24 protein-coding genes, 3 tRNA genes and 1 pseudogene are annotated in these 26,358 nt (G+C 66.3%); 25 read left to right on the top strand and 3 right to left on the bottom strand.

The genetic code is table 11. The features are described from left to right. Positions 1-86 precede the first annotated feature (86 nt). Positions 87-755 carry a DedA family protein gene (locus ABC419_RS06645; protein WP_125902080.1) on the top strand — a complete coding sequence of 223 codons (669 nt, stop codon included), beginning with the start codon at positions 87-89 and terminating at the stop codon, positions 753-755. A gap of 213 nt (positions 756-968) precedes the next feature. On the opposite strand, the gene ABC419_RS06650 is transcribed toward ABC419_RS06645, so the two are convergent. Next, positions 969-4,241: an amidohydrolase family protein gene (locus ABC419_RS06650; RefSeq protein ID WP_412877954.1), complete on the bottom strand. Its 3,273-nt coding sequence runs from the start codon at positions 4,239-4,241 to the stop codon at positions 969-971. A gap of 270 nt (positions 4,242-4,511) precedes the next feature. Here ABC419_RS06650 and ABC419_RS06655 point away from each other — a divergent pair, with 270 nt between their 5' ends. From ABC419_RS06655 to ABC419_RS06680, 6 genes are all read left to right on the top strand, one after another. Beyond that, positions 4,512-5,015: a GNAT family N-acetyltransferase gene (locus tag ABC419_RS06655; protein ID WP_412877953.1), complete on the top strand. Its 504-nt coding sequence runs from the start codon at positions 4,512-4,514 to the stop codon at positions 5,013-5,015. Positions 5,016-5,450: 435 nt separating this feature from the next. Next, positions 5,451-8,132, top strand: coding sequence for a TonB-dependent receptor (locus ABC419_RS06660; RefSeq protein WP_412877952.1), 2,682 nt, complete (start codon positions 5,451-5,453; stop codon positions 8,130-8,132). A gap of 78 nt (positions 8,133-8,210) precedes the next feature. Then, complete coding sequence (locus ABC419_RS06665; protein ID WP_412877951.1) at positions 8,211-8,924, top strand: hypothetical protein; 714 nt, start codon at positions 8,211-8,213, stop codon at positions 8,922-8,924. Positions 8,925-8,933: 9 nt separating this feature from the next. After that, positions 8,934-9,659, top strand: a complete 726-nt coding sequence (locus ABC419_RS06670; RefSeq protein WP_200165718.1) for a PepSY domain-containing protein — start codon at positions 8,934-8,936, stop codon at positions 9,657-9,659. An 88-nt stretch (positions 9,660-9,747) separates the two neighbouring features. Beyond that, positions 9,748-10,482, top strand: coding sequence for a histidine utilization transcriptional repressor HutC (gene hutC, locus ABC419_RS06675; RefSeq protein ID WP_128116547.1), 735 nt, complete (start codon positions 9,748-9,750; stop codon positions 10,480-10,482). A 38-nt stretch (positions 10,483-10,520) separates the two neighbouring features. Further along, complete coding sequence (locus ABC419_RS06680; protein ID WP_412877950.1) at positions 10,521-11,753, top strand: NAD(P)/FAD-dependent oxidoreductase; 1,233 nt, start codon at positions 10,521-10,523, stop codon at positions 11,751-11,753. 202 nt (positions 11,754-11,955) lie between these two features. On the opposite strand, the gene ABC419_RS06685 is transcribed toward ABC419_RS06680, so the two are convergent. Continuing rightward, positions 11,956-12,030 (bottom strand) — tRNA-Thr (locus ABC419_RS06685). A 98-nt stretch (positions 12,031-12,128) separates the two neighbouring features. On the opposite strand from ABC419_RS06685, the gene ABC419_RS06690 reads away from it, so the two are divergent. The 15 genes and pseudogenes from ABC419_RS06690 to ABC419_RS06760 all read left to right on the top strand — a co-directional run. After that, entirely contained in the window at positions 12,129-12,314 is a 186-nt protein-coding gene (locus tag ABC419_RS06690; RefSeq protein ID WP_412877949.1) for a hypothetical protein, read from the top strand. 111 nt (positions 12,315-12,425) lie between these two features. Continuing rightward, a complete protein-coding gene (gene murA / locus ABC419_RS06695; protein WP_412877948.1) occupies positions 12,426-13,715 on the top strand; it encodes a UDP-N-acetylglucosamine 1-carboxyvinyltransferase in 1,290 nt (429 codons plus the stop codon). After that, on the top strand, positions 13,705-14,208 hold the full coding sequence (locus ABC419_RS06700; RefSeq protein WP_292056580.1) for a DUF2948 family protein: 504 nt from the start codon (positions 13,705-13,707) through the stop codon (positions 14,206-14,208). The genes murA and ABC419_RS06700 overlap by 11 nt, the downstream gene beginning before the upstream one ends. Beyond that, complete coding sequence (locus ABC419_RS06705) at positions 14,205-14,672, top strand: UPF0262 family protein (protein WP_412878101.1); 468 nt, start codon at positions 14,205-14,207, stop codon at positions 14,670-14,672. The genes ABC419_RS06700 and ABC419_RS06705 overlap by 4 nt, the downstream gene beginning before the upstream one ends. Before the next feature lie 105 nt (positions 14,673-14,777). After that, positions 14,778-14,996, top strand: a complete 219-nt coding sequence (gene infA, locus ABC419_RS06710) for a translation initiation factor IF-1 (RefSeq protein WP_003164348.1) — start codon at positions 14,778-14,780, stop codon at positions 14,994-14,996. An 8-nt stretch (positions 14,997-15,004) separates the two neighbouring features. Continuing rightward, positions 15,005-15,604, top strand: a complete 600-nt coding sequence (locus ABC419_RS06715) for a Maf family protein (protein WP_412877946.1) — start codon at positions 15,005-15,007, stop codon at positions 15,602-15,604. Next, on the top strand, positions 15,604-16,614 hold the full coding sequence (locus ABC419_RS06720) for a ribonuclease E/G (RefSeq protein ID WP_412877945.1): 1,011 nt from the start codon (positions 15,604-15,606) through the stop codon (positions 16,612-16,614). Before ABC419_RS06715 ends, ABC419_RS06720 begins: the two co-directional genes overlap by 1 nt. A gap of 2 nt (positions 16,615-16,616) precedes the next feature. Then, positions 16,617-16,781 carry a DNA gyrase inhibitor YacG gene (locus tag ABC419_RS06725; RefSeq protein ID WP_003164350.1) on the top strand — a complete coding sequence of 55 codons (165 nt, stop codon included), beginning with the start codon at positions 16,617-16,619 and terminating at the stop codon, positions 16,779-16,781. A gap of 63 nt (positions 16,782-16,844) precedes the next feature. Continuing rightward, positions 16,845-16,920: transfer RNA gene (locus ABC419_RS06730), tRNA-Phe, on the top strand. 428 nt (positions 16,921-17,348) lie between these two features. After that, complete coding sequence (locus tag ABC419_RS06735) at positions 17,349-18,278, top strand: MotA/TolQ/ExbB proton channel family protein (protein ID WP_412877944.1); 930 nt, start codon at positions 17,349-17,351, stop codon at positions 18,276-18,278. Positions 18,279-18,283: 5 nt separating this feature from the next. Next, positions 18,284-18,715 carry an ExbD/TolR family protein gene (locus ABC419_RS06740; RefSeq protein ID WP_125902284.1) on the top strand — a complete coding sequence of 144 codons (432 nt, stop codon included), beginning with the start codon at positions 18,284-18,286 and terminating at the stop codon, positions 18,713-18,715. Positions 18,716-18,733: 18 nt separating this feature from the next. Beyond that, positions 18,734-19,450 carry an energy transducer TonB gene (locus tag ABC419_RS06745; protein ID WP_200215763.1) on the top strand — a complete coding sequence of 239 codons (717 nt, stop codon included), beginning with the start codon at positions 18,734-18,736 and terminating at the stop codon, positions 19,448-19,450. A 186-nt stretch (positions 19,451-19,636) separates the two neighbouring features. Continuing rightward, complete coding sequence (locus ABC419_RS06750) at positions 19,637-20,395, top strand: M48 family metallopeptidase (protein ID WP_179205111.1); 759 nt, start codon at positions 19,637-19,639, stop codon at positions 20,393-20,395. Positions 20,396-20,488: 93 nt separating this feature from the next. Further along, positions 20,489-20,565: transfer RNA gene (locus ABC419_RS06755), tRNA-His, on the top strand. 46 nt (positions 20,566-20,611) lie between these two features. Beyond that, positions 20,612-21,010, top strand: a pseudogene (locus ABC419_RS06760) (methyltransferase domain-containing protein); the annotation flags it as partial. 229 nt (positions 21,011-21,239) lie between these two features. Here ABC419_RS06760 and ABC419_RS06765 read toward each other — a convergent pair. After that, entirely contained in the window at positions 21,240-23,111 is a 1,872-nt protein-coding gene (locus ABC419_RS06765; RefSeq protein WP_412877943.1) for a patatin-like phospholipase family protein, read from the bottom strand. Between the two features lie 80 nt (positions 23,112-23,191). Between ABC419_RS06765 and ABC419_RS06770 the strand changes: the two genes are divergently transcribed. The 3 genes from ABC419_RS06770 (at position 23,192) to ABC419_RS06780 (ending at position 26,354) form a co-directional block, all read left to right on the top strand. Beyond that, positions 23,192-24,784, top strand: coding sequence for a carboxyl transferase domain-containing protein (locus ABC419_RS06770; protein WP_412877942.1), 1,593 nt, complete (start codon positions 23,192-23,194; stop codon positions 24,782-24,784). 113 nt (positions 24,785-24,897) lie between these two features. Next, complete coding sequence (locus ABC419_RS06775) at positions 24,898-25,383, top strand: hypothetical protein (protein WP_412877941.1); 486 nt, start codon at positions 24,898-24,900, stop codon at positions 25,381-25,383. A gap of 68 nt (positions 25,384-25,451) precedes the next feature. Then, a complete protein-coding gene (locus ABC419_RS06780) occupies positions 25,452-26,354 on the top strand; it encodes an enoyl-CoA hydratase-related protein (protein ID WP_412877940.1) in 903 nt (300 codons plus the stop codon). The last annotated feature ends 4 nt before the right edge of the window (positions 26,355-26,358 follow it).

Genomic DNA, 26,358 nt, shown 5'->3' on the forward strand with positions numbered 1-26,358 from the left:
CAGACCTGTTTTTTCGGGTCGGGCGTCGCATCGCCGCATTCCCTTTATAGGCGCTGATCCCATATGCCCTTGGGCAAAGGATCAGTATGGACAGCTTGCTTACCTCCGCCGCCGACTTCATCGCCCGCAACGCCATGTGGGCCGGCGTGATCCTTGGCGTCGTGACCTTCTTCGAGTCTCTGGTCGTCATCGGCGCCTTCGTGCCGGCGACAGGCTTGCTGGTGGCGGCGGGCGGCCTGGTGGCCGCAGGCGTGCTGGACCCCTTCACCGTCATCGGCGGCTGCGTTATCGGCGCCGTCATGGGCGACGCCATCTCCTACTGGATCGGTCGGCGCCTGGGCACGCGGGTGCTGCGTCACCACCTGCTGGTGCCGCACCGCCGCAAGCTGGCCTGGACCCGCCTCTACTGCCGGCGCTACGGTGTGGCCTCCATCTTCATCGGCCGCTTCTTCGGACCGCTGCGCGCCTTCGTGCCGGTGATGGTGGGCGTGCTGCAGATGCGACAGCGCGTCTTCCAGATCGCCAACGTTTCTTCGGCTTTCGTCTGGGTGCTGGCCATGCTGGCGCCCGGCTATCTGGCGGCCAAGGGGTTGGCCAAGCTGGAGATGATGAGCGAGGCGCACAATCCGACCCTGTGGCTGCTGGCCTTCGGCGCGGTGGTGCTGGCGTTGGTGCTGGCCATGCGCTGGCTGAAAGGCCGTGCGGCGCGGCGCAATGCGTTGCTGGAAGCTTCTGTGCGCGGGCTGGGGGAGTAACCTCCTCGCCCCGTTTGCGCTTCAAGGCGCAAGCGTGAGATTTCTATCTTTCGTCACCCTCGGGCTTTCACACTGTCCGCCCCCGCTCATCCCGGCGGACGCCGGGATGAGCGGGAATGAAAGGCGACGACCAACACTTAGGGCCAACCGAGTCACCACGAAAAAGGGCCCGGCGGATGTCGGGCCCTTTCGCGTTCCTGCCTGGCGGCGGGATCAGTCGTGGGTGTGGCTGTGGGTCTCGGCGGCCGAGGCTGTGCCCGAGGCGCTCCAGGCCTGGCCGTCTTCGCTCTCGAACCAGAACGGCTTGCGCTCAGCGCCGCCGACTTCGTTCATGTGGTTATCGAACAGACGGCCGTTGATCATGGTGTAGCCGATCTTGGTCGAGTCCCGCAGGTTCTCGAGCGGATTGGCGTTCAGCACGACCAGGTCGGCCAGTTTGCCGACTTCCAGCGAGCCGATGTCCTTGTCCATGCCCAGGGCGCGGGCGCCGTTGATGGTGCCGACGCGCAGGGATTCGTGGGCGCTCATGCCGCCCTGTTCGAACATCCACAGCTCCCAGTGGGCGCCGAGCCCTTCACGCTGGCCGTGGGCGCCGATCTGGACCGAGACGCCCTGATCCATCAGCCGCTTGGACTCACGCGCGATGGAGATGTGGTTCAGCTCCTCCGGCGGGGTTTTCACCGGACGACGCGAGCGCGAATCCAGGATGCGGCGCGGCACGTACTGGGTCAGGATCGGATCCTTCCAGACGTCCGTCGTCTCATACCAGTGGTTCTCGCCCCAGGCGCCGCCGAAGCCGACGATCAGGGTCGGGGTGTAGGCCGTCCCCGTCTGCGACCACAACTGCACCGCGTCGTCGTACATCCGCTCCACCGGCACCGAGTGCTCGATGGTGGTGTGGCCGTCGACCAGCATGCTCATGTTGGCGTGGTACAGCGAGCCGCCTTCCGGCACGACCATCATGCCCAGTTCGCGGGCGGCCTGCATGATCTGCTGGCGCTGGTCGCGGCGGGGCTGGTTGTAGCTCTTGACGCTCCAGGCGCCGATGGCCTGCATCCGGCGCAGGTGCGAACGCGCGTCGTCCAGGTTGTTGACCACGGCCGTCGTCGGCGTGGCCGCCCCGTACAGGATGGTGCCGGTCGAGAAGATACGCGGCGCCACCACGCGCCCAGCCTTGGCCAGCTCGCTGTGGGCGAAGATCTCACTGTTGTCGTTCGACGGGTCGTGCAGCGTCGTCACGCCGAAGGCCAGGGCGGCGTAGTTCACCCAGCTCTGCTGCGGGATGATCTCGTCCGAACCCATGCGGCCGTGCCAGTGGGCGTCGACCAGGCCGGGAATGATGGTCTTGCCGGCCATGTCCATGACGCGGGCGCCGGCCGGAACCGTCACCGAGCCGCGCGGGCCGATGGCCTCGATGCGGTTGCCGTTGACGACCACCACGCCGTCCTCGATCACCTCTTCGCCCTTCATGGTGATCAGGCGGGCGCCGGTCAGGACGGTGACGCCGCTGGGGCGGGCGTAATCGGCGCTGAAGCCTATCTTGATCCCGTGTTCGGCGGGCTTGGGCAGGTCAGCCGGCGCGCCGTCCATGAAGGCGAAGCTTTCGCTCAGCGGACGCGAGAACAGCTCCGGGCCCATCGACCACTGCAGGCGGCTGGAATCGCCGGACCAGTGCAGCCACTCGCCGGCGTCGCGGGTGACGCGCGTCTGCGGCAGGGCCTTGGCGTCGGCGCCGACCGTGATCGGGCGGCCGGTCGGGACAAAGGGGGCGACATAGGCGTTGAAGCGTTCGGTCCAGGCGATCCACCGCTCGTCCGGCGAGATGGAGAACTCGGCCGCCCATTCGCTGCTCAGGTGGGTGCGTTCGTCTTCGCCCGACAGGTTGACGGACTTCAGGACGCGCTTCTCGCCGTCGCGGGCGCTCAGGAAGATGCGGTCGTTGCTGGCGCCGAACTGCGGGTTGGCGCCGGAATCGGTGATCTTGACCGGCTCGCCGCCGCGCACGGAGACGCGGTAGATGCCCGGTTCGCGGCTCCACATGGCCGAGCGCAGATAGCCGTCGCTGGAGGTGCGATAGACGACCGTCTGGCCGTCCGGCGAGAAGCGCGGCTCCAGATAGTGGCCGGGGTTGGTCGTGATGGCGCGGCCTTCGCCGCCCGCGACGGGAACCACGCGGATGGAGCCCAGGTTTTCGTCGTTCCAGGTCGTGTAGACGATGGAGCGGCCGTCGCGCGACCAGGACGGATACAGCTCGAAATGGTCGCTCTGGCGCGTCAGGCGGCGCGGCGTTCCGGCCACGCCGTTGCGCAGGTCGCGGACCCACAGATTGCCCAGGGCTTCGAACACCACCTTGGAGCCGTCGGGCGAGGTCTGCGCCCAGCGGATCATCTTCACGTCGAACTGGGCCGGGGCCACGTCGACGGGGAAGCGGGCGGTTTCCTGCACCCGGCGGGTGTCGGTGACGCGGAAGGGCACTTCGCTGACGGCCTTGGAGGCCACGTCGATGCGGCGGATCTTGCCGCCCGCCCAGATGACGATGGAGCCGTTGTCCGGCGTCCAGGCGAAGCCCGGATAGACGCCGTGGATGGCCCAGGTCTCCTGCATGTCGCGGTCCAGGGCGTCGTAGATCGGCGTCTCGCGCCCGGACTCCAGGTCCATGACGTAGAGCACCGACTGGTAGCGGTCGCGGCGCACGAAGGCGAGCGACTTGCCGTCCGGCGACGGGGTCGGGCGCACCGAGCCGCCCGGCCCGGTGACGAAGGGCTTGATCTCGCCCGTCTCGCGATCCAGGCGACGGATCACATAGAGTTGGGTGTTCGGATCCTTGGAGTATTCAAAGACGCCGCCCGGCGTGGAGTCGTCGCTGAAGTACATGTAGCGGCCGTCGGGCGAGAAGGCGGGCTCGCCCGTGTCCTTCTGCTGGGTGCGGCGCTCGGTCAGTTGCACGCCGCTGCCGCCGCCCGAGCGGTGGTACATCCACATCTCTCCCGCGCCCAGCGAGCGCGAGGAGGTGAAGTGCTTGCGCCCGACGATGAACTGGCTGTCCGGCGTCCAGGCGGGGGAGTTCAGCAGGCGGAAGGTCTCGCTGGACACCTGGCGCGGGTTGGAGCCGTCGCGGTCCATGACCCACAGGTTGTCGCCGCCCGCGCGGTCCGAGGTGAAGGCGATGAAACGGCCGTCCGGCGAATAGCGCGGCTGCATGTCCCAGGCCACGCCCGAGGCGATGGGGCGGGCTTCGCCGCCGCCGATCGGCATCACATAGATGTCGCCCAGCAGGTCGAAGATGATCTCGCGGCCGTCGGGGCTGACGTCCAGCGCCATCCAGGTGCCTTCGTCGACGTTGATGTTGACGTCGCGCTGGGCGCCGATGGGGTTCTGCACGTCCCATTTCGGCGTCGCTTCGGCCCCGCCTGCCGCGGGCGTCTGTGCGAACGCCGGAAAGGCCACGGTCAGCGCCGCAGCCGTGGTCATCAGAATACGCTTCATGAAAAGCCCCTCAGCCCCTCGAACAAAACTTGATGGGGCGAAGCTAGCGGCGCGCGGACTGGGTTGACCAGTCGGGATAATGACGCAAAGGCCGAATAATCTTCGGCGTCTTGTCGCGGGGGAGGTGGCGAGCGCCTGCGCGATTTCGTCGTCTTGCCGTCAAGCTTCAACTGACGGAGTTTTTCGCGGGCGCTCTTTATCGGACGCCGAACAATGGAGTTCAGAGTGAGCGCGTCGAATGAAGCGCCGAATGCGTCGGCTTGGACGATTGTGAGCGCGCAGGCGGATGACGTTGACGCCCTGGCCTTGATCGGGGCGGCGACCTTTCTTGAAACCTTCGCAGGGGTGTTGGACGGCGCGGCCATCGTTTCGCATTGCGGCGTCGCGCATGCCTCCGGCTACTACGCGGAACGACTGAAGGCGGGGGCGGCGGCGTGGCTGGCTCAGGTCGAACACGGCGCGCCCATCGGCTATGCGCTGCTGGACAAGCCCCAGCTTCCCGAGGTCGAGGTTCGCGAAGACGATCTGGAGCTGAAGCGGATCTACGCCCTGAGCCGATTCCAGGGCGGGGGATTGGGCCGCGCCTTGATGGCGACGGCGCAGGACGAGGCGCGGCGTCGGGGCGCGCAGCGACTGCTGTTAGGCGTCTATGCGCAGAACCAGCGGGCCTTGGCCTTTTATGCCCAGGCCGGATTTGTCGGGCTCGGCCAGCGGCGCTTCAGCGTGGGCGGGCGTGAGTACGAAGACATGATCCTGGCGTGCGACCTGGCGTGATCCATCGGCGCCGAACGGCGAAGCAGAGCCGTCGCAGGATTCGATTTTGTGACGTTCTTTTGTGCGTTTCCGAAAACATGATGCTTATCCCCACATTGTTTTGAGGGGTAAGGCGTTTGGCCGCGTATTGCCGTTTCTCAAGTATAAATATGAAATAATCTACGACGCTGTTTAAAGCGCATGATCATTTGGAGCAACGAAAAATAGTCATGTACGGCCCAACTTCCTTGGGCGTTTGGCGAGTTGCAAGCGATAAGAACGTTTTCTGGGGATTTTGTTGCCGTTATTTCAGTAAATTCGGCATAAATATTACCGATTTTTGAGCCGCCATATGTATATACATGACTTGACGCTCAAGACGCCTCCCGCACAGGTTCCGCCGCAGTCAGGGCTCGAAGTTCTGCGCGAATACCTAAGCGGGAAGGCATGGGGACGATGAAAAAGAGGCTTTTGTTGGCGGGGGCGGCTGTCGTCGCGACGATGTACGGCGGGGCGGCGTCGGCTCAGGAAGTCGATGTGACGAATGTTGACGACATCGTCGTCACCGGCAGCCGGATCAAGCGTCAGGACATCAGCGGGGTCGGCCCCGCCACGGTCGTGACGGGCGAGGACATCGAGCGCACCGGCATCACCAACGTCGAGACCCTGTTGCAGCGCCTGCCGGCGTCGGCCGGCGCGGCGGGCAATCAGACGAACTCCTACTGGACCGGCAACGGCTACGGCACGGCGCAGGTGAACCTGCGCGGCCTGGGCATCAACCGGACCCTGACGCTGATCAACGGTCGTCGCGTGGTCAACGGCGGCACCGGCGCCAACAGCGCCCCCGACCTGAACATGATCCCGACGCCGATCATCGCCCGCATGGACGTGCTGAAGGACGGGGCGTCGGCCATCTACGGCGCGGACGCCGTGGCCGGGGTGGTGAACATCATCACCGTCAACGGCTATGAAGGCCTGAAGGTGTCGGGCAAGTACGGCATCACCGATGAAGGCGACGGCCAGGATGTGACCTTCGACGTCCTGTGGGGCATCAAGAACGACCGGGGCAGCGTCACCGCCGCCCTGACCTATCAGAAGTCCGAAGAGGTCAACCTGGCCAGCCGCGCGCCGTGCGGCCTGGGCGAGGTGAATGGCGCCCTGACCTGCATCTCCAGCGCCACGACGCCGGGCGGCCGCGCGGTTCTGCCGAACGGGCAGATGATCAACTTCAACCAGACGCCGGGCGGGGACGGAAACTTCTACGAGCCGTATGATCCGGCCAAGCACAACCACAACTCCAACGGTTATCTGAACGCCTCCTCGCCGATCGAACGCTTCAGCACGGCCGTGCTGGCCGACTATCAGTTGACCGATAAGGTCAGCCTGTTCGGCGAGCTGTTCTTCACCCACCGCGAGAGCAATCAGGCGGCGGCGCCGGGCGCTCTGCGCGACATCCGCATCGCGGCCGATCACCCGACCAACCCGACCGGCCAGGATCTGCTGCTGATCCGCCGTCTGCTGGTCGAGCCGGGCCAGCGTCAGTTCTTCCAGGAAACGGACACCTACCGCTTTGTCGGCGGCGCGCGCGGCGACATCGCCGGCGACTGGACCTGGGAAGCCGCCGCCAACTGGGGCCGCAACACCGGCGTCGACGGCATGACCAACATCGTCAACCTGCAGCGGCTGGATGATACGCTGAACACTTCGCTGTGCAGCCCGACGCCGGGCGCCGCCGTGCCGTGCGGCGACTATCTGGGCATGGGCGACGTCAATCAGGACGTGCTCGACTATATTCTGTTCAACTCGCGCGACACGGGCGGAAACGAGCAGAAGAGCTTCACCTTCGACGTCAGCGGCACGGTCATGGAGCTGCCTGCCGGTTCGCTGGCGATGGCGGCAGGGCTGGTCTATCGCGAAGAGAAGGGCTGGCGCGACCCTGACGCCCTGACGGTGCTGGGCTACGCCAACACCAATCAGCAGGATCCGATCGCGGGCGAGACCAAGGCCAAGGAAGCCTATGTCGAACTGTCGGCGCCGCTGCTGAGCGATCTGCCGTTCGTGCAGCGGCTCGAACTGGACGGGGCGGTCCGCTACTCGGACTATGACATGTTCGGCGGCAATACGACCTATAAGCTGGGCCTGAACTGGTCGGTGGTCGACAGCCTGCGTCTGCGCGCCACCTATGGCACGGGCTTCCGCATTCCCAGCGTGCCGGAACTGTTCGGCGGCGTGGCCGAGGGCAATCTGACCACGACCGATCCGTGCAGCCGTTACAACACGAGCGGCGATGCGGTGCTGATCGCCAACTGTGCGGCTTCGGGCGTTCCGTCGGGTTATGTGCAGATGGGCACCACCATTCTGACCACGGTCGGCGGCAATGAGAATCTGAAGCCGGAAAGCACCGAGACCCTGACTCTGGGTCTGGTGTGGCAGCCGACGCAGATCGGCGGCCTGACGCTGACGGCCGACTATTTCGACATCAAGGTCGAGGACGCGATCCGCTCCATCCCCGGTTCGACCAAGCTGGCGATCTGCTATGCGACGCCGAGCATGGACCACCCGTTCTGCAAGCCGGACAGCTTCACCCGCAATCCGCTGACGGGTGAGGTGAACTATCTGTCGGCCCAGCCCTCCAACACGGGTCTGGAGACGATGAAGGGCGTGGACATCGGCGTGCGCTACGCCTTCGACATCGGCCAGCGTCGCGCCAGCCTGGACTGGAACACCACCTATCTGGACGAATACGTCATCACGCCTTTCGAGGGCGGCGATCCGATCATCTTTGACGGTCACATCGGCGGCGGCAACGGCGGCTATCCGCACTGGCGCTCGAACGCCAGCCTGACGGTCATGGATGAGCGCTGGGCCGGAACCTATTCGATCCAGATGATCGGCGAGGCGACGGACTTCAACGCCGCGCCGGGCGACATCGGCTATCAGACGGACGCTGTCTTCTACCACAACGCCCAGTTCTCTTACCGGGTGAACGACAACGTCGACGTGGCCTTCGGCATCGACAACCTGTTCGACAAGAAGGCCCCGTTCATCCAGAGCTGGACCGACGGCAACACCGACACGATGACCTACGATCTGCTGGGCCGTCGCGGGTATGTCCGCCTGACGTATCAGTTCAACTAAAACCGATGTGAGGTGCGTCAGGCGCGTGTTCTGGAACGCCGCCTGACGCAGCCTTCTCTCACAAGCCGTGAGTATAAAATGATACGCTGGCCTCTATTGGCGCGTAGAACCCACAAGTGGTTTTCGCTCATCATGGGCGTCCAGGCCCTGTTCTGGATCGTGAGCGGTCTCTACATGACCGCCATCCATATCGACATCATCCACGGCGACCACCTGATACGGACGCCGGACGCCAAGCCGATCGCGACGGAGGGCCTGGTGGAGCCGTCGGCCATCCTGCAGGGCGCCGACCGGGCCAGCAGCCTGCGTCTGGTGCAGCAGCTGGATCAGCCGCTCTACATCCTGACGGATGCGAGCGGGCAGGCGCTGTTCGACGCCCGCTCGGGCCAGAAGCTGCCGCTGATCGACGAAGCGGGCGCCCGCCGGCGCGCAGAGCGAATCTACGCCCCCGAGGGCGGGATCGTGAAGGCCGAGCTCCTGACCGAAATCCCCGGCGAGATCCGCGGCCGCGCCGCGCCGATCTGGCGCGTCGAGTTCGAGGGGATGTGGAAACCGACCCTCTACCTTTCGCCGCACACCGGAGAGCTGTTGTCCCGGCGCCATGACCTGTGGAGAGGCTTCGACTTCTTCTGGATGCTCCACATCATGGACTACGAGACCCGCGACAACATGAATAACGCCCTGCTGAAGGTCGCGACCTGGATGATGGTGGCGACGTCCCTGTCGGGCGCCTGGCTCCTGATCTTCAGTTTCCGCCGCAAGCGCCGCGTGCGCAAAAAAGCCGCTGCGTGAGGACCGTCTATGTTTCTACTTCGCAGACTTCATAAGTGGTTCGGCCTGGTTCTGGGCATCCAGCTCCTGCTGTGGGCGATCAGCGGCGCCGTCATGGCCATGATCGACCACCACAAGGTGACGGGCGGTCACGTCCTGGCCGAGGTGAAGCCGACGCCAGCGCCGACCCAGGTGCTGTCGCTGGCCCAGGTGTCCCAGGCGATCGGCGCGCCCGTGTCGCAGATCGAACTGCGGCCGCTGCAGGACCAGTGGGTCTTCGCCGCGACGACCGCAGAAGGGATCAGGCTGGTCGATCCGGTCAGCGCCGCGCCGGTGGTTATCGACGCCGAGCGGGCCAAGACCCTGGCGACGGCGGCCTTCAACGGCTCGGCGGCGATCACCTCGGTGACGCGGGTCGAGAAGCCGACACTGGAGACCCGCGATTTCGCCCTGCCGGCCTGGCGGGTCGAGTTCGCCGACAAGGAGCGTTCGACCTTCATCCTCAACGCCGCCACCGGCGAGCTGGCGGGAGCCAAGACCAACACCTGGCGGCTGTGGGACGTGTTCTGGATGATCCACATCATGGACTACACGGATCGCCAGAGCTTCAACCACCCGCTTATCATCATCATCGCCACGGGCTGTCTGTGGCTGGCGCTGAGCGGTTTCATCATGCTGTTCCAGGCCTTCCGCAGGCAGGACTTCGCCTATCTGCACGACGGCATCGAGTGGCTGCAGGAGCGGCGTCGCCGCTGACCACCAAAGGCCGGGGCGCCCGTGACGGCGTCCCGGCTTCTTTATGTTCAGAGCCTGAAGAAGGCCGCCATGACCTTGGGAGGGGCGCATGGACAGTCCGCTTCACCGGCGCATCCGGTCCGACATCGCCGAGCGCATCCTGTCGGGCGAGTGGCCGCCGGGCTTCCGCATTCCCTTCGAGCATGAGCTGATGGCCGACTACGACTGCTCGCGCATGACGGTCAGCAAGGCCCTGGCGCCGCTGGCCGAGCGGGGCATGATCGTCCGGCGCAAGCGGTTCGGCTCCTTCGTAGCGCGGCCGCGCATCCACTCGGTGCTGCTGGACATCCCCGACATTCAGGCGGAGATCCAGAAGCGCGGCGAGCCCTATGACTATGAGCTGCTGCTGCGGAAGGTCCGTGCAGCCCATCGGCGCGACGCCAGCGAACTGGGACTGACCGCGTCCGGGGAGGTGATCGAGCTGCGCTGCCTGCACAAGGGCAGCGGCCGCGCCTTCGCCCTGGAAGAACGGGTGATCTGCCTGACCTCGGTTCCCCAGGCCAGGGATGCGGCGTTCGACGAGATTCCGCCCGGAACCTGGCTGCTTGAACGGGTTCCCTGGACCGAGGCCGAACACAAGATCAGCGCGGTGAACGTGTCGCGGGCGACCGCCCTGACGCTGGGCGTGGAGCCGTCGGCGGCCTGTCTGTCGTTGGAGCGCCGAACCTGGCGGCGAGCCGAGGGCATCACCTTCGTGCGGCTGACCTTCCCTGGCGAGGCCTATGACCTGGGCGCGCGATTTGCGCCCTCCGAGCCGGACCCAACCGTTCCCACGGGGGCGTAACGGTCGCTGCAAACAGATTGAGTATGAAGGAAAAAGTCATGTCGGCTGATGGCTCGGCTTTGCCGTCCAAGGTAGTGATCATCGGCGCGGGACACGCGGGGGGCTCGGCGGCGGCGCTGCTGAGGCAGTATGGGTATGAGGGCGAGATCGTCCTGGCGGGGCAGGAGGATGCGCCGCCCTATCAGCGGCCGCCCCTGTCGAAAGCCTGGCTGAAGGGGGAGGCGGGTCTGGAAGACCTGCTGCTGCGTCCCAAGAGTTTCTACGCCGAGCAGAACATCGCGCTACGCACCGGCGTCACGGCGAGCGCCATCGACGCGGACGCCAGGACCGTGACCTTCGCCGATGGAACGGTCGAGACCTACGACGTGCTGATCCTCGCCACCGGCTCGACGGCCCGCAAGCTGACCCTTCCCGGCGCTGACCGGCCCGATCTGCTGGAGCTGCGCACCCTCGATGACGCCGAGCGGCTGAAGGCCGTGCTGGCGCCTGGCAAGCGGCTGGCGGTGGTCGGCGGCGGCTATGTGGGGCTGGAGGCGGCGGCCTCGGCCCGCGTCCTGGGCGCCGAGGCGGTGGTGATCGAGCGCATGGACCGGGTGTTGGCCCGCGTGGCGTCTCAGCCCCTGTCGGCCTTCTTCACCGACCTGCACCGGAAACACGGCGTCGAAATCCTGACCGGCGCCGAAGTGGCGGGGTTCGAGGATGCGGGCGTGCGCCTGGCCGACCGGAGGCTGATCGCGGCGGACGCGGTGCTGGTCGGCGTCGGCGCCTTCGCCTGCGAGGCCCTGGCGCGCAGGGCCGGATTGACGTGCGACAACGGCGTGGTGGTGGATGAGACCGCCCGCACCAGCGATCCGGCCATCTACGCCATCGGCGACGTGACGCGGCGGCCGATCCCGGTCCATGGCGGCGTCATGCACCGGCTGGAGAGCGTGCCCAACGCGCTTGAACAGGCCAAGCAGGCGGCCAGCGCGATCGTCGGTCGCGCGGCCCCGGCGCCGGAAGTGCCGTGGTTCTGGTCCGACCAATATGACGTCAAGCTGCAGATCGCGGGCGTGCCTTTCGACGCTGATCGCCAGCTGGTGCGCGGCGATCCGGCCGGCGGCGCCTTCTCCGTCTTCCATCTGAGTGGCGACAGGATCGTGGCGGTGGAGGCGGTCAACGCCCCCGCCGACTTCATGGGCGGGCGGATGCTGATCGGGAAGGGGGCGCGGGTATCAGCCGAACGGCTGGCTGATTCTGCGACGTCCATGAAGGCTGTCGCCCTGTCCTGAGATGGGTGATGGAATGGCGATGTCGGTCAGGCGAGCGGGCCTGTCGGCATCGCCAGCATCCAGGAACGATTCCAATCTGCCTGACCGAGGCGTGAAGACGCCTGCGCCGGACGTGATATGTCCAGGCGATCAGACAAATACTTGATTGAAATGGAGAGATTGGCCCCAGCCCTTGCCGATCCGGGATCAGCAAGGGTTGGGATGGTGCCGCCGGGCAGGATTGAACTGCCGACCTCAGCCTTACCAAGGATGCGCTCTACCACTGAGCTACGGCGGCGGGTCACTGAGGAAGCGGCCGTATAGCCAAAGGTTTCGGCTGGGCCAAGCCAAAAATGCATGCTTGATCAAAATCTTTGCACGCGGTCTGCTGCCGCCATGGACAAGCCGACCAAAGACGCCGACGAGACGGGGCGGGACGCAAACTCGTCCCCTTCCGCCAGCCCCGCAGCCTTGGCCAAGGCCGAGCGCGCGGCGCGTCTGGCGGCCGCCCTGCGGACGAATCTGCGCCGTCGAAAGGCGCCGGGCGCGGGCGGCGCGCGGCCGCCGAGCGAAAGCAACTGAAAGTCATCCGTCTTGCGACGTTACAGCCTTTCGCGGGCGCCGTTCGGCTTGCTAGATAACCGGTTCGCCGGGCCGTAGGGGTCCGGGCCTCCCAGGACTTCCCCGACACCCATGGACAGCATCGTCATTCACGGCGGCAATCGCCTCAACGGCTCCATTCCGGTCAGCGGGGCCAAGAATTCGGCGATCAAGCTGATGGCGGCGTCGATTCTGACGGATCAGCCCCTGCTGCTGACGAACATGCCGCGTCTGGCGGACACGCGATTCCTGGGCCAGCTGCTGCGCCAGTTCGGCGTGGAGGTGACCGAGCGTGACGGCGTGGACGGGCAGGAGACCCTGTTCCATGCGCCGGAGCTGACCTCGACCTTCGCCCCTTATGATCTGGTGCGTCAGATGCGGGCCTCGTTCAACGTGCTGGGGCCGCTGCTGGCGCGCACGGGGAACGCCAAGGTCTCCCTGCCGGGCGGCTGCACCATCGGCGCGCGGCCGGTCGATTTGCACCTTCAGGCCCTGACGGCCATGGGTGCGGCGATCGAGCTGGAAGAGGGCTATGTCAGCGCCACCGCGCCCAAGGGTCTGCGCGGGGCCGAGATCGAGTTTCCCTTCGTGTCGGTGGGCGCGACGGAGCACGCCCTGCTGGCCGCCGTTCTGGCGGACGGCGTGACGGTGCTGAAGCGCGCCGCGCGCGAGCCTGAGATCGGCGACCTGGCCCGCTGCCTGATCGCCATGGGCGCCAAGATCGAGGGGCTGGACACGGACGTGCTGACGATCACCGGCGTCTCGTCCCTGTCGGGCGCGACCTGGTCAGTGATTCCCGACCGGATCGAAATGGGCTCTTATGCGCTTGCGGCGGCGATGGCCGGAGGCGAGGTGCGCCTGACCAAGGGCCGCGCCGACCTGATCACCGCCCTGACCGACAAGATGGTCGAGGCGGGCGTCGAGATCGAACCGACGCAGGACGGCCTGATCGTCCGTCGCGACCCGACGCAGCGGCTGAAGGCCGTCAACGTCACGACCGAGATCTACCCGGGCTTCGCCACCGACCTGCAGGCGCAGTTCATGGCCCTGATGACGACGGCTGAGGGCGAGAGCGTCATCCATGAAAACATCTTCGAGAACCGTTTCATGCACGCGCCGGAACTGGCGCGACTGGGCGCGGACATCACCGTCCATGCGGGCGAGGCCGTGGTGCGCGGCGTCGAGGGGCTGAAGGGCGCGCCGGTCATGGCGACGGATCTTCGCGCCTCCATGTCTCTGGTCATCGCCGGTCTTGTGGCCGAAGGTGAGACGACGGTCGGCCGCGTCTATCACCTGGATCGCGGATTCGAACGGATGGAAGAGAAGCTGGGCGCCTGCGGCGCCGATGTCCGACGGATCAAGGGGGAGGGCGATGAGCACTGACGGCGAACCGATCTCGGCCCTGACTGACGACGTCGTGGACGAAGGCGCAGCGGGCGAAAGCCTGGCGCCGATGACGCCCCTGCGCCTGTTGGCCGAGGACGCGGATGACCTGCAGATCATCTCGGCCGCGCTTCAGGACGCCATCATGCGTCCGGTCGACATCCGTTGGGAGAAGGAGGCGCGGCGCCTGACCGTCGTCCTGTCGCGTTTCTGCTGGGAATGCGGCGGCACGCGGGTCATGGCGGCCATGCAGTTCGGCGACGTCCAGGCGGTCAAGAGCCGCCGCCTGCCGCGCCTGCCGGAGGCTGCGCTGGAGCTGTTGGCGCTCGACTTCCTGCCGACCGAGGCGCCGGGCGGTCAGGTGATGATGATGTTCGCGGGCGGCGGGGATCTGCGGATCGACGTGGAGTGTCTGGATGCGGTGCTGACCGACCTGTCTGAACGCTGGCCCGCGCGGGTGGCGCCGACCCACCTGGACGGAGCGGCGGAATGAGCGGGCCGCACAAGCTGACCGCGATCGAGATCGACAACGCCTCCCTGCCGGCCGCGACGGCCGAGATCGAGCATCAGCGCCGGGTCGCCATCTTCGATCTGGTCGAACAGAACAGTTTCATCCCGGACGGCGCTGAAGGCGGCCCCTACACCCTGGCCCTCTCGTCGCAGGATAATCGTCTGGCTTTCGATATCGCCGGACCGGATTTCAACCGGACGCATGTCCTGTCGCTGACGCCGATGAAGACGGTGATCCGTGACTACGGCCTGATCTGCGAAAGCTACTATGAGGCCCTGCGCGGTTCCTCGCCCAGCCAGATCGAGTCGGTCGATATGGGGCGGCGGGGACTGCACAATGAAGGCGCGGCCCTGCTGAAAACCCGGCTGGACGGCAAGGTGGAGATCGACCAGGAGACGGCGCGCCGGCTCTTCACCCTGGTCTGCGCCCTCTACCGTCGGGGCTGAACTCGACTATCTGAGCGTTTTGGTGCATTAGGCGCCCTCACTTTCACGGCTCGCGCTCACGCTCGGCGCGGGCCCGTAGCTGTTCACACGGGCGAGAGAGGCCGCATGGCTAAGGAAGAACTGCTGGAATTCCCCGGCGTGGTCAGCGAACTGCTGCCGAACGCGACGTTCCGCGTGACGCTGGAAAACGATCACGAGATCATCGCCCACACCGCGGGCAAGATGCGCAAGAACCGCATCCGGGTGCTGGCCGGCGACAAGGTGCTGGTCGAAATGACGCCCTATGACCTGACCAAGGGTCGCATCACCTACCGCTTCAAGTAAGGACGCGCGTGTCGCGTCCTGACGCCTTGGCTCCGAGGTTAATTCTGGCCTCGTCGAGCCCGCGCCGCATCGAATTGCTGGCGCAGATCGGCATTGCGCCCGATCTGGTCGATCCCGCCGATATCGACGAAACACCCGAGAAGGCCGAGACGCCGCCGCGTCTGGCGCAGCGTCTGGCCTGCTCCAAGGCGGCCGTCGTGGCTGGGCGTCATCCCAACGACGTGGTCCTGGCGGCTGACACCGTGGTGGCCGTGGGGCGCCGCCTGCTGGAAAAACCCGCTGACGAAGCGGAGGCGATCCGTTTTCTGAATTTGCTGTCGGGGCGCAATCATCGCGTCTTTACCGGCGTGGCCGTGATCTGCGGCGGGCGCACGTCCTGGCGCGTGGTCGACACCCGCGTCAGCTTCAAGCCGTTGTCGCAGGACGAGATCGCCGCCTATGTCGCTTCGGGCGAATGGCGCGGCAAGGCCGGAGGCTATGGGATTCAGGGCCGGGCCGCCGCCTTCATCACCCGAATCGTCGGCAGCCATCCCGCCGTCATGGGCCTGCCCCTTTATGAGGCGGCGAATCTGCTGCGCGGCGCAGGCTGGAGAGGCGAGGCGGCCTGATGGCCGATGTCGAGGTCTTCCTGGACGGGGCTCCGGGCGAGACCCGTGGCATGGTCTTTCGCGACGGTCGCGCCTTGACCCTCATTATACATAGAGACGACGATCGGCCCGAGCATCGCCTGGGGGCCCGCGTCGTCGGCCGTGTGGCGCGCCTGGCGCCCGGTCTGCACGGCGCCTTCGTCGACCTGGGCTGCGGCGAGCCGTTCGGCTTTCTGCCGTTGGGCAAGGCGGATCGTCCGGCGGAAGGCGCCAAGCTTGAACTTCTGATCACGGCCGAGCCGCGCGAGCGCAAGGGGCCGGTCTTGCGCCGCCTGGGAGAGGCGAGCGGAGAGCCGCGTCTGCTGGCGGCCGGACCCGACGTCGCCGCCATCCTGAACATGCTGGCGCCGGGCGCGCCTGTGTCCAAGGGCGTCGAGGCGATCCGCGCGGCGCTGGAGGGTGAAGAGGAGGCGCTGTCCGGCGGCGTGGTCGTGCCGGGCGTGGGCCTGGATCTGGCTGTGCAGCGGACGCGCGCCCTGATCGCTGTCGACATAGACTATGCGCCCGCCGCTGGTCGAGATTCCCGCAAGGGGCGCGAGGCGGTGAATCGCGAAGGCCTGCGCCAGACGGCGCGGCTGCTGGCGCTGAAAGGGTGGGGCGGTCTGGTCGCCATCGACCTGGCGGGCGTCGCCCTGCACCCAGAGACCACTCTATCCATGGCGCGGCAGGCGTTCGCCGATCACGACGGGGTGGCGATCGGGCCGCTCAGCCGGTTCGGCCTGCTGCAACTGTCTTTGCCGTGGGGGCGCACGCCTGCGGACGAACGATTGGCGGCGTCAGGGGCGCTGGAGATCGGCGCCCTGCGTCGGCTACGCCTCGCCTTGCTGACGGATCGCGCCGCGCCGCGCCTGACGCTGCACTGTAGTTCGACATCAGCGGCGATCCTGTCACCCTGGGTGGCGCAGCTGGGGCCGCGCGCCCACATCCGCCTGGACGCCGCGCCGGGCGTGTTCGAGATCAAGGAGAGCTGAGCATGGCCCAATGCCCCATTTGCCGTCGCGCCGAAGCTGTCGCCGCCTACAAGCCCTTCTGCTCCAAGCGTTGCGCCGACATCGATCTGCAGCGCTGGTTCACCGGCGGCTACGCCATTCCGGCCGAAGATGCGCACGATGATGAAAAAGATCGCGGAATTGAGTGAATTGGCGTCTGGACAGCCCGTCCGGGCTCGCCTATAGACCCGCCTCTCGCGACGACGTCGTGCGCCTGGATAGCTCAGCTGGTAGAGCAGCGGATTGAAAATCCGCGTGTCGGTGGTTCGAACCCGCCTCCAGGCACCACTTTCCCTTCATTGTCGAATATTCGCTTCGGTCACCAAAAAGCCGAAAATTCGTCACGGGCCTAAACTTTTCTTAACCTTAGCTTGCACGGCAAGTTTGTTGCTGTTTCGTGACTTTTGCGCGCATTTTTTATGCGTCGCGTGCCGTGACGCGTCGGGCAAGGGGTGAAAAGCCATTTTCCGCCCTTGACGCTAAGATACCGCTTCGCCAAAGGGACAGGATCGCATTCCTGCTTGCAGGCTGTGGACGGCGAGATATTGTCTCTGTCGTCATGGTTCGCAGGCGCTTCGGCGCTTGGAGGATTGCGGCGCCGACCGGCGGGGGAGAAATCCGGCGGGAGGAAAAGATTTCACTGTAAAGGCGCGGCCGACTGACGCGGTCGCTGTCTTGGGTTCCACGAGTCAGACCAAAGCAGGAACTGGCGAAACATGCTCGATAAGAAGACGAATATCCTCCTCGCTATGGCCGGCGCCGCCGTCCTGATGGCGAGTTCGCCGGTTCTGGCGCAGGACGCAGCCGCACCGGCCGCTCCGGCCGCAGCCTCGGCCCCCGCCGCTGACGCCGCCGCTCCGGCCGCCGACGCTGCTGCTCCGGCGGCTGACGCCGCTGCTCCGGCGGCTGACGCCGCTGCTGAAGCCCCCGCCGAAGAGGCCGCTGAAGGCGGTCACGGCGGCAGCCTGACCCCGATCGCCATGTTCATGATGGCGCACCCGGTCGTTAAGGTCGTGATGGCAGGCCTGGTCCTGGCGTCGATCTTCTCCTGGACGCTGCTGCTCATCAAACTGGTCGAGTTCAGCTCGCTGACCAAGACGACCAACCGCTTCCTGGAAGAGTACCGCGGTGCTCGCAACCTGGCCGACATTCGTCGCCTGGCCACCTCGGAAGAGTTTGAAGGCAACCCGCTGGCTGACATGGCGGCGGCCGCTACGGGCGAAATCGAACTGTCGCGTCAAGCTGGCCTCGACGTGATCGGCGCCCACCGCGACGCCACTGTCGCTCGCGCCTCCAACGCCGTCGCCGCCGTCCAAGGCGGTCTGGGCATCCGTCTGTCGGGCGGCCAGCAGTTCCTGGCATCGGTCGGTTCGTCGGGTCCGTTCATCGGTCTGTTCGGTACCGTTTACGGCATCATGAACTCGTTCATCGGCATCGCCGAGTCGAACACCACCAACCTGGCCGTCGTGGCTCCGGGTATCGCTGAAGCCCTGCTGGCTACCGGCATCGGTCTGTTCGCGGCCATCCCGGCGGTTATCTTCTATAACTACTTCAACACCCGCATCGCGTCCTACGGTGCTCGCGCCGATGGCTTCAACGCCGAGCTGATGAACTCGATCTCGCGTCAACTCGACAAGGGAGCGTAAGACGGATGGCCGCCAAACTTTCCGGTTCCGGCGGCGGCAAGTACACCGTCGAGGCGAACAGCGATATCAATGTCACGCCTTTCGTCGACATTATGCTCGTTCTCCTTATCATCTTCATGGTGGCGGCTCCGCTCGCCACCGTGTCGGTGCAGGTGAAACTTCCACGTGCCGTCGCTCCGCCGGCTCCCAACCCGCCCAAGCCTATCTTCATCTCCATTCAGAATGGCGGCGAAGTGTTCGTGGGCGATTTCCGGACCTCGGTTGCAACGCTAGGCGATGATCTGAAGACCCAAATCGGAACGCGTAACCCTGACCAGGAGCGGATCTTCATCCGTGCTGACCAGCAAACGCGCTACGGGGACTTCATGCAGGTCATGAACGCCTTGCAGGACAATGGTTTTTACAGCGTCGCCCTGGTTGGCGAAGATCAGTCGTAAGGGGGCGTGACGCAAAGCATGACTGCTGAACATCACGAGCATCGCGACCCTCTGCTCGACGCCCCGAAGAAGAAAAAACTTTCGACGGGCGCAATGGTCGGAATCGGCATTTCGGTTGTCGTTCACGTTCTTGCTGGTTTTTACCTCTACAAGAGCAAGTTCGAACTCCAGGAGTTCGATTACGTGGACGAGGCTGTGGATGTGGAGTTGATGGCGCCGCCACCGCCGCCACCGCCTCCGCCTCCGCCGCCGCCGCCGCCGCCGGATACGCCTCCGCCGCCGAAGCTTCAGGTGCGCGAGCCGGTCGTCAACACCCAGGCGCCTCCGCCTCCGGTGACCTTGCCGATCGAGCCGACGAAGAAGGAAGACCGCGTCGAATACACGGGCCCGCCCGTGATCGTCCCTGGTCCTCCGCCTCCGCCGGCGCCGCCCGCGCCGCCGCGTCCTTCGGTGATCACCAACCCGCAGTGGGCTCGCCCGCCGCGTCCGACCGAACGAGACTTCCCGCAACGCGCTCTTGATCGCGGCGTGGGCGGTTCGGCCACGGTCGAGTGCACGGTGACCCCGAGCGGTCGTCCCGAAGCTTGTCGCGTCGTCTCGGAAGAGCCGTCCGGCATGGGCTTCGGCGCTGCGGCCGTTCGCATCGTCCAGCGTGGGCAACTTTCGCCCCGCACGGTCGACGGCGCTGCAACGAACGCCAAGTTCGTGGTCCGGGTGCCTTTCAACCTGGACTAAGCGAGCGATCGTATTGAAACGAAAAGAAGCGCCTCGAGGTCTTGCCTCGGGGCGCTTTCTTCATGCGCTGAAACCTCAAGGTCGCGGCTCAACGAAACGAGCGATGGAAATGCACTTTGCGGCGTCAGGCATGGAGCCGGGCGGCCTGCCTGTGCATTATGGCCCCTGAACTGTTCCGGAGGACTGATGTCTCGTAAGCCCCTTATGCTCGCCCTGGCGATCACCACCGGCGTTCTGGGCGCCGGGGTCGGCGCCTGCGCCTATAATGAGGCCCTGGGCCGCAATCAGCTGGTCTTCATCGACGACGGCGTGCTGGTCCAGCAGTCGCAGGCGGCTTGGGCCGAGACGCTGCGGACGCAGAAGGTGTCGAACAATACGGCCCAGAACGCACGGGTGCGCCGAGTGGGCGATCGCATCGTCCAGGCGGCCAATCTGACCAATCGCCATTGGGAATATGCAGTGTTCGACGACGCTACGCCGAACGCCTTCGTCCTGCCGTCAGGCCATATGGGGGTGACGACGGGACTGCTGGCCATCGCCAAGAACGACGACCAACTGGCGGCCGTGATCGGCCACGAGGTCGGCCACGTCATCGCCCGTCACGCCGCCGAGCGCGCCTCGACCACCCAGACGACGGGCCTGATCCTGGGTGCGGTGCAGAGCCAGGCCGGGGATTACAGCCAGGCGGTTCAGGCCTTTGGCGGCATGGGCGCGCAGTTGGGCGTGCTGTTGCCGTTCTCGCGCAGCCATGAGTTGGAAGCGGATCGGCTGGGCGTCGATTACATGGCGGCGGCCGGCTACAAGCCGTCGGAATCGCTGGCCCTGTGGCGCGCCATGGCTGAAGGGCGGCAGTCTGGGACGCCGGAGTTCGCCTCGACCCACCCTTCGGACCAGACCCGTCTGATGCAACTTCAGCAGTATATCGCCAGCCGCGGTTGGAACTGACGGGGATAAAACATAAAATCCTGCGCGAGGACGAAATGGCCGCTTGCCCCCGACGGCGAGGCCCGCTAGAGAACCGCCCTCGCGCAGAGATGTGCAGCCTTAGCTCAGCTGGTTAGAGCGCCGGTTTGTGGAGCCGGAGGTCCTCAGTTCAATCCTGAGAGGCTGTACCATTCTCCCTCGAATCGCTTTTGCGATAATCGAGGGAGAAGTATGACGATGACGTCGCCGGCGTGGGATCCCCAACAGTACAACCGTTTCGAGCGCCAGCGTGATCGCGCGGCGATCGATCTGCTGTCTCAGCTTCCGGGTGATCTGAACCCGCATGAGGTTTGGGACATCGGCTGTGGCACGGGTCAGCACGCGGCCTTGCTGAAGCGGCGCTGGCCGGAGGCGCAGATGCACGGGCTGGATTCCAGCGCCGCCATGCTGGAACAGGCGCGGGGCCTGCCGGACGATGTGGACTGGGTGCAGGGCGATCTCGGGGCCTGGGCGCCCGATGCGCCGGTTGATCTGATTCTGGCCAACGCCTCCCTGCAGTGGGCGCCGGACCATGGGGCGCTGTTTCGACGCCTGACCGAGTCGCTGGCGCCGGGCGGCGTGCTGGCGGTGCAGATGCCCATGGCCTGGGAGACGCGCCATCACACCCTGATGCGCCAGACGGCGGCGGACGGCCCGTGGAGCGCGCGCCTGAAGGGCGTGGACACCATCCAGCCGCTGCTGGCGGCCGAGGATTATTACGACGCGGTAGCGGACCTGTGCGAGGAGGTCGATATCTGGTCGACGACCTATCTGCATGTGCTGGACGGCGAGAACGCGGTGCTGGAGTGGATGAAGGGCACCGCCCTCAGGCCTTATCTGACCGCGCTTTGCGAAGACCCAGCCAACCAGGACGCCTTCCTGGCGCGCTTGGCTCAGGTGTTGGGGGAGGCGTTTCCGCGGCGTCCTGAGGGAAGGACTCTTCTGCCATTTCCTCGACTGTTTCTTCTGGCGCGCCGGTCTGACGGCGACGGTGCAGGGTCTCGATCGGCCCGTTGAGGCTGTCCAGGGCTGCATGCGCGGCCTCGTAGCCCGCCGCGACGCCCGGCTCATAGGCTTTCCAGTCGCGGATATCGACGCCGTCGGGCGTGGGCAGGATCAGCAGGTCCGTCTCGGCGCGGGCCTGCATCCGCTCGGCTTCGCTGGACAATGTGGCCGAGCGCATCAGGATGGAGACGATCGGCGGCCCGTGCTTCCAGGCGCCCGACAGGATCCAGCGCCACCAGGACGGCGGATTCTCCAGCATCTCGGGATCGACGCCGCGCGTCATGGACACGTCGACGCCGACGACGGGCCCGCTGTTCAGCCGCCGCATCACATCGCTGGGGAAGTTGCGCAGCACGGCGCCGTCGACCAGCACCTGGCCGTTCATCACCACGGGCGGCATGACGCCGGGGATGGAGATGGAGGCGCGCAGAGCGTGGCGCAGCATCCCTTCACGATGAACCTCCAGCTTGCCCGAGGTCAGATTGGTCGAGACGGCGAAGAAGGGCAGCAGCATGTCCTCCATCTGCACGTCGCCGAAGGCCTCTTTCATCATCGCCTTGACCTTGCGGGCGTGCGTCATGGCGATGATGGGCGGGGCGATGTCGGCCAGGGGGTCGGACATGACGAAGGCCTGGCGGATGTGGTGCTCAAGCTCTTCGTCCGACCAGCCCAGAGCTGGGCCCGCGCCGATGACCGCCCCCATGGAAGCGCCGCCGATGAAGTCGATGGGCGTGCCCGCTTCGCGTAGGGCCTTCAGCGCGCCGATGTGGGCATAGGCGCGCGCGCCGCCGCCCGACAGCACCACGCCCACGGCCGAGCCGGTGATCAGGCGGGCGATCCGCGCCGTGTCGTCGAACAGGCCCTCGACCGCATGGAACCAGCGGCCCGGCTTCAGCACGTCCAGCCAGGCGCGGGTGTTGCTGGGGCGCGGCATCCGCGGATCGCGCAACAGGATCAGGTCGGTGCGCTGGCCCGCGTCGTCCCAGTCGTCGGCGACGGGCGGGGCAGGGGGCGGCGGGCGGTCGGCGGCGCCGACCAGGAACAGGCGATCGACCTGGCGTGCGCACAGGGCGGCCCAATTCGGTTCGTCGGCCTCGGCGACGTAGAGGACGTAGTCGTGGGCGTCCTCGACGCGCGAGAACCATTCGGCCGCCGACGCCAGGGCCGAACTGTCGATGACGTGGCAGGTGACGCCCTGGGCCTCGACCGCGCGGGCCACGCGCTCGACGAAGGCGCGGATCGGCTTGCCGCGCGCGGAAACGAAGCCGAAGACGTTCGGCTCGGTCCCGCCGCCGCGCTCGCGGGCGCGGGTCAGCATGATCTGGCCCAGTTCGGACATCAGCATGGGATCGTTGCGTGCAGCGTCGAAGAAGGCCTCGCGCGGCAGGGCCAGCACGTCGCTGTCGCGCAGAGCAACCACGTCCGACATGTGCGACGTGCCCGCCAGCATGGCCAGTTCGCCGACCGGCTCGCCCGGCTTGATGACGGCGGTCATCAGCGGAACCCGGCCGTCGTCGTGGCGGAAGACGCCCAGACGCCCGGCGCGCAGCAGATAGAGGGTGTCGGCCCGATCGCCGGCGGAGAACAGCCGCTCGCCCCGCGTCAGGGCGAACCAGCTGGCGCGGCTGTCCTGCGCGTCCTCGAAGGCGCGGGACAGGGCGACGGCGAGCGTGTCCGGTCGAAGCGGGGCCATGACAGGCAGATATAGCCGATTTCGTCGTGGGGGAACCGAACCGGCTTCCCCCCGGCGCGGAAGCCTCCTAAACCTTGGGCATGCCCAAGCTGATTTCCGTCGTCGATCGCAACAGTCCTGCTTTCAAAACGCTGGATGCGCACAATCGCGCCCTGCGGGACGAGCTTTATGAAAAGGTCGCCAAGGCCGCGCGCGGCGGCTCTGACGCCAGCCGCGACCGCCATGTGGCGCGCGGCAAGCTGTTGCCGCGCGACCGGGTCGAGCGCCTGCTGGACCCCGGCTCGCCCTTCCTGGAGGTCGGCCAACTGGCGGCCAACGGCATGTACCGGGACGAGGCGCCGGGCGCGGGCATGATCTGCGGCGTCGGCCGGGTGTCGGGCCGTGAGGTGATGATCGTCGCCAACGATCCGACGGTGAAGGGCGGCGCCTACTTCCCCATGACGGTGAAGAAGCACCTGCGGGCGCAGGAGATCGCTGAGCAGAACAACCTGCCGTGCGTCTATCTGGTCGATTCCGGCGGGGCCAACCTGCCGCACCAAGCCGAGGTCTTCCCGGACCGCGACCATTTCGGCCGCATCTTCTTCAATCAGGCGCGGATGAGCGCGCGTTCGATCCCGCAGATCGCCTGTGTCATGGGATCGTGCACGGCGGGCGGCGCCTATGTGCCGGCCATGTCGGACGAGACGGTGATCGTGCGCAATCAAGGCACCATCTTCCTGGCCGGTCCGCCGCTGGTGAAGGCCGCGACGGGCGAAGTTATCTCGGCCGAGGAACTGGGCGGCGCCGAGACGCACGGCCGCAAGTCCGGCGTGGTCGACCATGTGGCCGAGAACGACGAGCATGCGCTGGAGATCGTGCGCTCCATCGTCGCCAATCTGAACACGACCAAGCCCCAGCCGCTGGACGTGCGGGAGCCGCGCGCGCCTGCTTATGACCCGGCCGAACTGTATGGCATCATCCCTGAGGACGTCCGCGCCCCCTATGACGTGCGCGAGGTCATCGCCCGCATCGTCGACGGCTCGGAGCTGGACGAGTTCAAGGCGCTGTACGGCACGTCGCTGGTGTGCGGCTTCGCGCGCATCTGGGGCCAGCCGGTGGCCATTCTGGCCAACAACGGCGTGCTGTTTTCGGAAAGCGCGCAGAAGGGCGCGCACTTCATCGAACTGGCGTGCAAGCGCAAGATTCCGTTGCTGTTCCTGCAGAACATTTCGGGCTTCATGGTCGGCGGCAAGTATGAAGCCGAGGGCATCGCCAAGCACGGCGCCAAGCTGGTCACGGCCGTCGCCTCGGCTGAGGTGCCCAAGTTCACCGTCCTGATCGGCGGGTCGTTCGGGGCGGGCAACTACGGCATGTGCGGCCGGGCCTACAGCCCGCGCTTCCTCTTTACCTGGCCCAACAGCCGCATCAGCGTCATGGGCGGCGAGCAGGCGGCCAGCGTCCTGGCCACCGTCCACCGCGACGCGGATACGTGGACGCCGGAAGAAGCCGAAGCCTTCAAGGCGCCGATCCGCCAGAAGTATGAGGACGAGGGCAACCCCTATTACGCCACGGCTCGCCTGTGGGACGACGGGGTCATTGACCCGGTCCAGACCCGCGACGTGCTGGGTCTGGCCATCAGCGCCAGCCTGAACGCCCCGATCCCCGAGACGACCTTCGGCGTGTTCCGGATGTAAGGTTACAAATTAAACAGCGCTCAAAAAACTGCTTGAAGCCGGATCGCGCGGCTGAGAGTGTCGCGTCGGCGATCTCGATGCGGGATCGAAATCTGGACGACAAGGACAGTGACATGAAGAAGACGGCAGCACTTATCGCCCTGACCACGCTGCTTGCGGCTTGCGGATCGCAGGCCGATTCCAAGGCCCCGGCCACGGTTGAAGCCGCGCCTGAGGCTGCGGCGACGACGCAGACCGAACCGGTCTCGGCGGCTGAAGAGGCGGCTGCGCGGGCGGGCGAGCCATCCGAAGCGGTCTTCCCGGTCGGCTATCGCGGCAACTGGGACTATAGCGACGACGGCTGCGCCAAGGACGAGAGCGGCACGCGCTTCGTCATCACGGCCAATGAGATCAAGGGCTATGAGGACACCTCCAAGCTGGTGGCTCTGGAGACCTTGCAAGGCGAAGGCGACGCCATCCGGGTGGTTCTGGAGAACCAGTCGTCCGACGGCGACCAGACCATTGTCCAGACCCTGCGCCTGTCGCCGGTGGCGGGCGTCTCGCTGCGTGTCGAGCAGGACGGCAAGACCGTTCGCGCCAACCGCTGCGATCCTGTTTAATCGCCTTCTTCCCCTGTGAGGGGGAGAGGGATGACGTTTGAAGCGTTCTATCGGCCAAGGAGCCCATCATGACTGACCAAAAGCCGACAGAAGAAGAGCTGAACGCTCTGGACATCACCGACGCCGAGGCGGCGGAGATGAACGCCATCGCCCACCCCTTCGTCGCCGATGCGGCGCCGGACGCCAACGACGACCTGGTGCAGATCGACGCCACCGCCGACGGCGTGGTCTTCGTCACCATCAACCGCCCAGAGAAGAAGAACGCCTTCGACGCGGCGACCATCGCCGCCCTGTATGAGGCGTTCGAGACCCTGCACGGCGCCGACAAGGTGCGCGTGGTCTTCATCCGCGGCGCGGGCGGGACGTTCAGCGCGGGCGCAGACCTGAACTGGATGCGTTCGGCGGCCGACTGGTCCGAGAGCGACAACCGCGACGACGCCATGGGCCTGGCGAAGATGCTCAAGGCCCTGCACGACGTGCCAGCCCTGACGGTGGCCCTGGTCGAGGGTGCGGCCATGGGCGGCGGGGCGGGCATCGTCGCCGCCTGCGACATGGCCGTGGCCGTGGAAGGGACGCGCTTCGCCTTCTCCGAGGTCAAGCTGGGCCTGATCCCGGCGACCATCGCCCCCTATGTCATCGAGGCGGTCGGCGCGCGGCGCGCGCGCCAGCTGTTCCTGACGGCCAACATCTTCGACGCCGACTACGCCGCCCATGCGGGACTGATCGACATGGTCCTGCCCGAAGGTTCGGTCGATGAGTTCATCTCCATGCTGACCGACAGCCTGTCGGCCAATGCGCCGGGCGCGATGGGCGACGCCAAGCGCCTGGTGAACGACGTGGCGGGCGAAGAGATCGACAACCGCCTGCTGGAAGAGACCGCCAAGCGCATCGCCCGCGCCCGCGTCTCGGCCGAGGGCCAGGAAGGCGTCCGCGCGTTTCTGGACAAGCGTCCGGCCAGTTGGGCGCAGTGATTTC

This window comes from Brevundimonas phoenicis (assembly GCF_047237745.1).
Lineage (GTDB): Bacteria > Pseudomonadota > Alphaproteobacteria > Caulobacterales > Caulobacteraceae > Brevundimonas.

What these genes read in the sequence shown, in the direction of transcription:
- ABC419_RS06645 (WP_125902080.1), top strand. Translation starts at nt 87, where the DNA reads ATGGACAGCTTGCTTACCTCCGCCGCCGACTTCATCGCCCGCAACGCC.
- ABC419_RS06650 (WP_412877954.1), bottom strand. Translation starts at nt 4,241, where the DNA reads ATGAAGCGTATTCTGATGACCACGGCTGCGGCGCTGACCGTGGCCTTT.
- ABC419_RS06660 (WP_412877952.1), top strand. Translation starts at nt 5,451, where the DNA reads ATGAAAAAGAGGCTTTTGTTGGCGGGGGCGGCTGTCGTCGCGACGATG.
- ABC419_RS06665 (WP_412877951.1), top strand. Translation starts at nt 8,211, where the DNA reads ATGATACGCTGGCCTCTATTGGCGCGTAGAACCCACAAGTGGTTTTCG.
- ABC419_RS06670 (WP_200165718.1), top strand. Translation starts at nt 8,934, where the DNA reads ATGTTTCTACTTCGCAGACTTCATAAGTGGTTCGGCCTGGTTCTGGGC.
- hutC (WP_128116547.1), top strand. Translation starts at nt 9,748, where the DNA reads ATGGACAGTCCGCTTCACCGGCGCATCCGGTCCGACATCGCCGAGCGC.
- ABC419_RS06680 (WP_412877950.1), top strand. Translation starts at nt 10,521, where the DNA reads ATGTCGGCTGATGGCTCGGCTTTGCCGTCCAAGGTAGTGATCATCGGC.
- ABC419_RS06690 (WP_412877949.1), top strand. Translation starts at nt 12,129, where the DNA reads ATGGACAAGCCGACCAAAGACGCCGACGAGACGGGGCGGGACGCAAAC.
- murA (WP_412877948.1), top strand. Translation starts at nt 12,426, where the DNA reads ATGGACAGCATCGTCATTCACGGCGGCAATCGCCTCAACGGCTCCATT.
- ABC419_RS06700 (WP_292056580.1), top strand. Translation starts at nt 13,705, where the DNA reads ATGAGCACTGACGGCGAACCGATCTCGGCCCTGACTGACGACGTCGTG.
- ABC419_RS06705 (WP_412878101.1), top strand. Translation starts at nt 14,205, where the DNA reads ATGAGCGGGCCGCACAAGCTGACCGCGATCGAGATCGACAACGCCTCC.
- infA (WP_003164348.1), top strand. Translation starts at nt 14,778, where the DNA reads ATGGCTAAGGAAGAACTGCTGGAATTCCCCGGCGTGGTCAGCGAACTG.
- ABC419_RS06720 (WP_412877945.1), top strand. Translation starts at nt 15,604, where the DNA reads ATGGCCGATGTCGAGGTCTTCCTGGACGGGGCTCCGGGCGAGACCCGT.
- ABC419_RS06725 (WP_003164350.1), top strand. Translation starts at nt 16,617, where the DNA reads ATGGCCCAATGCCCCATTTGCCGTCGCGCCGAAGCTGTCGCCGCCTAC.
- ABC419_RS06735 (WP_412877944.1), top strand. Translation starts at nt 17,349, where the DNA reads ATGCTCGATAAGAAGACGAATATCCTCCTCGCTATGGCCGGCGCCGCC.
- ABC419_RS06740 (WP_125902284.1), top strand. Translation starts at nt 18,284, where the DNA reads ATGGCCGCCAAACTTTCCGGTTCCGGCGGCGGCAAGTACACCGTCGAG.
- ABC419_RS06745 (WP_200215763.1), top strand. Translation starts at nt 18,734, where the DNA reads ATGACTGCTGAACATCACGAGCATCGCGACCCTCTGCTCGACGCCCCG.
- ABC419_RS06750 (WP_179205111.1), top strand. Translation starts at nt 19,637, where the DNA reads ATGTCTCGTAAGCCCCTTATGCTCGCCCTGGCGATCACCACCGGCGTT.
- ABC419_RS06765 (WP_412877943.1), bottom strand. Translation starts at nt 23,111, where the DNA reads ATGGCCCCGCTTCGACCGGACACGCTCGCCGTCGCCCTGTCCCGCGCC.
- ABC419_RS06770 (WP_412877942.1), top strand. Translation starts at nt 23,192, where the DNA reads ATGCCCAAGCTGATTTCCGTCGTCGATCGCAACAGTCCTGCTTTCAAA.
- ABC419_RS06775 (WP_412877941.1), top strand. Translation starts at nt 24,898, where the DNA reads ATGAAGAAGACGGCAGCACTTATCGCCCTGACCACGCTGCTTGCGGCT.
- ABC419_RS06780 (WP_412877940.1), top strand. Translation starts at nt 25,452, where the DNA reads ATGACTGACCAAAAGCCGACAGAAGAAGAGCTGAACGCTCTGGACATC.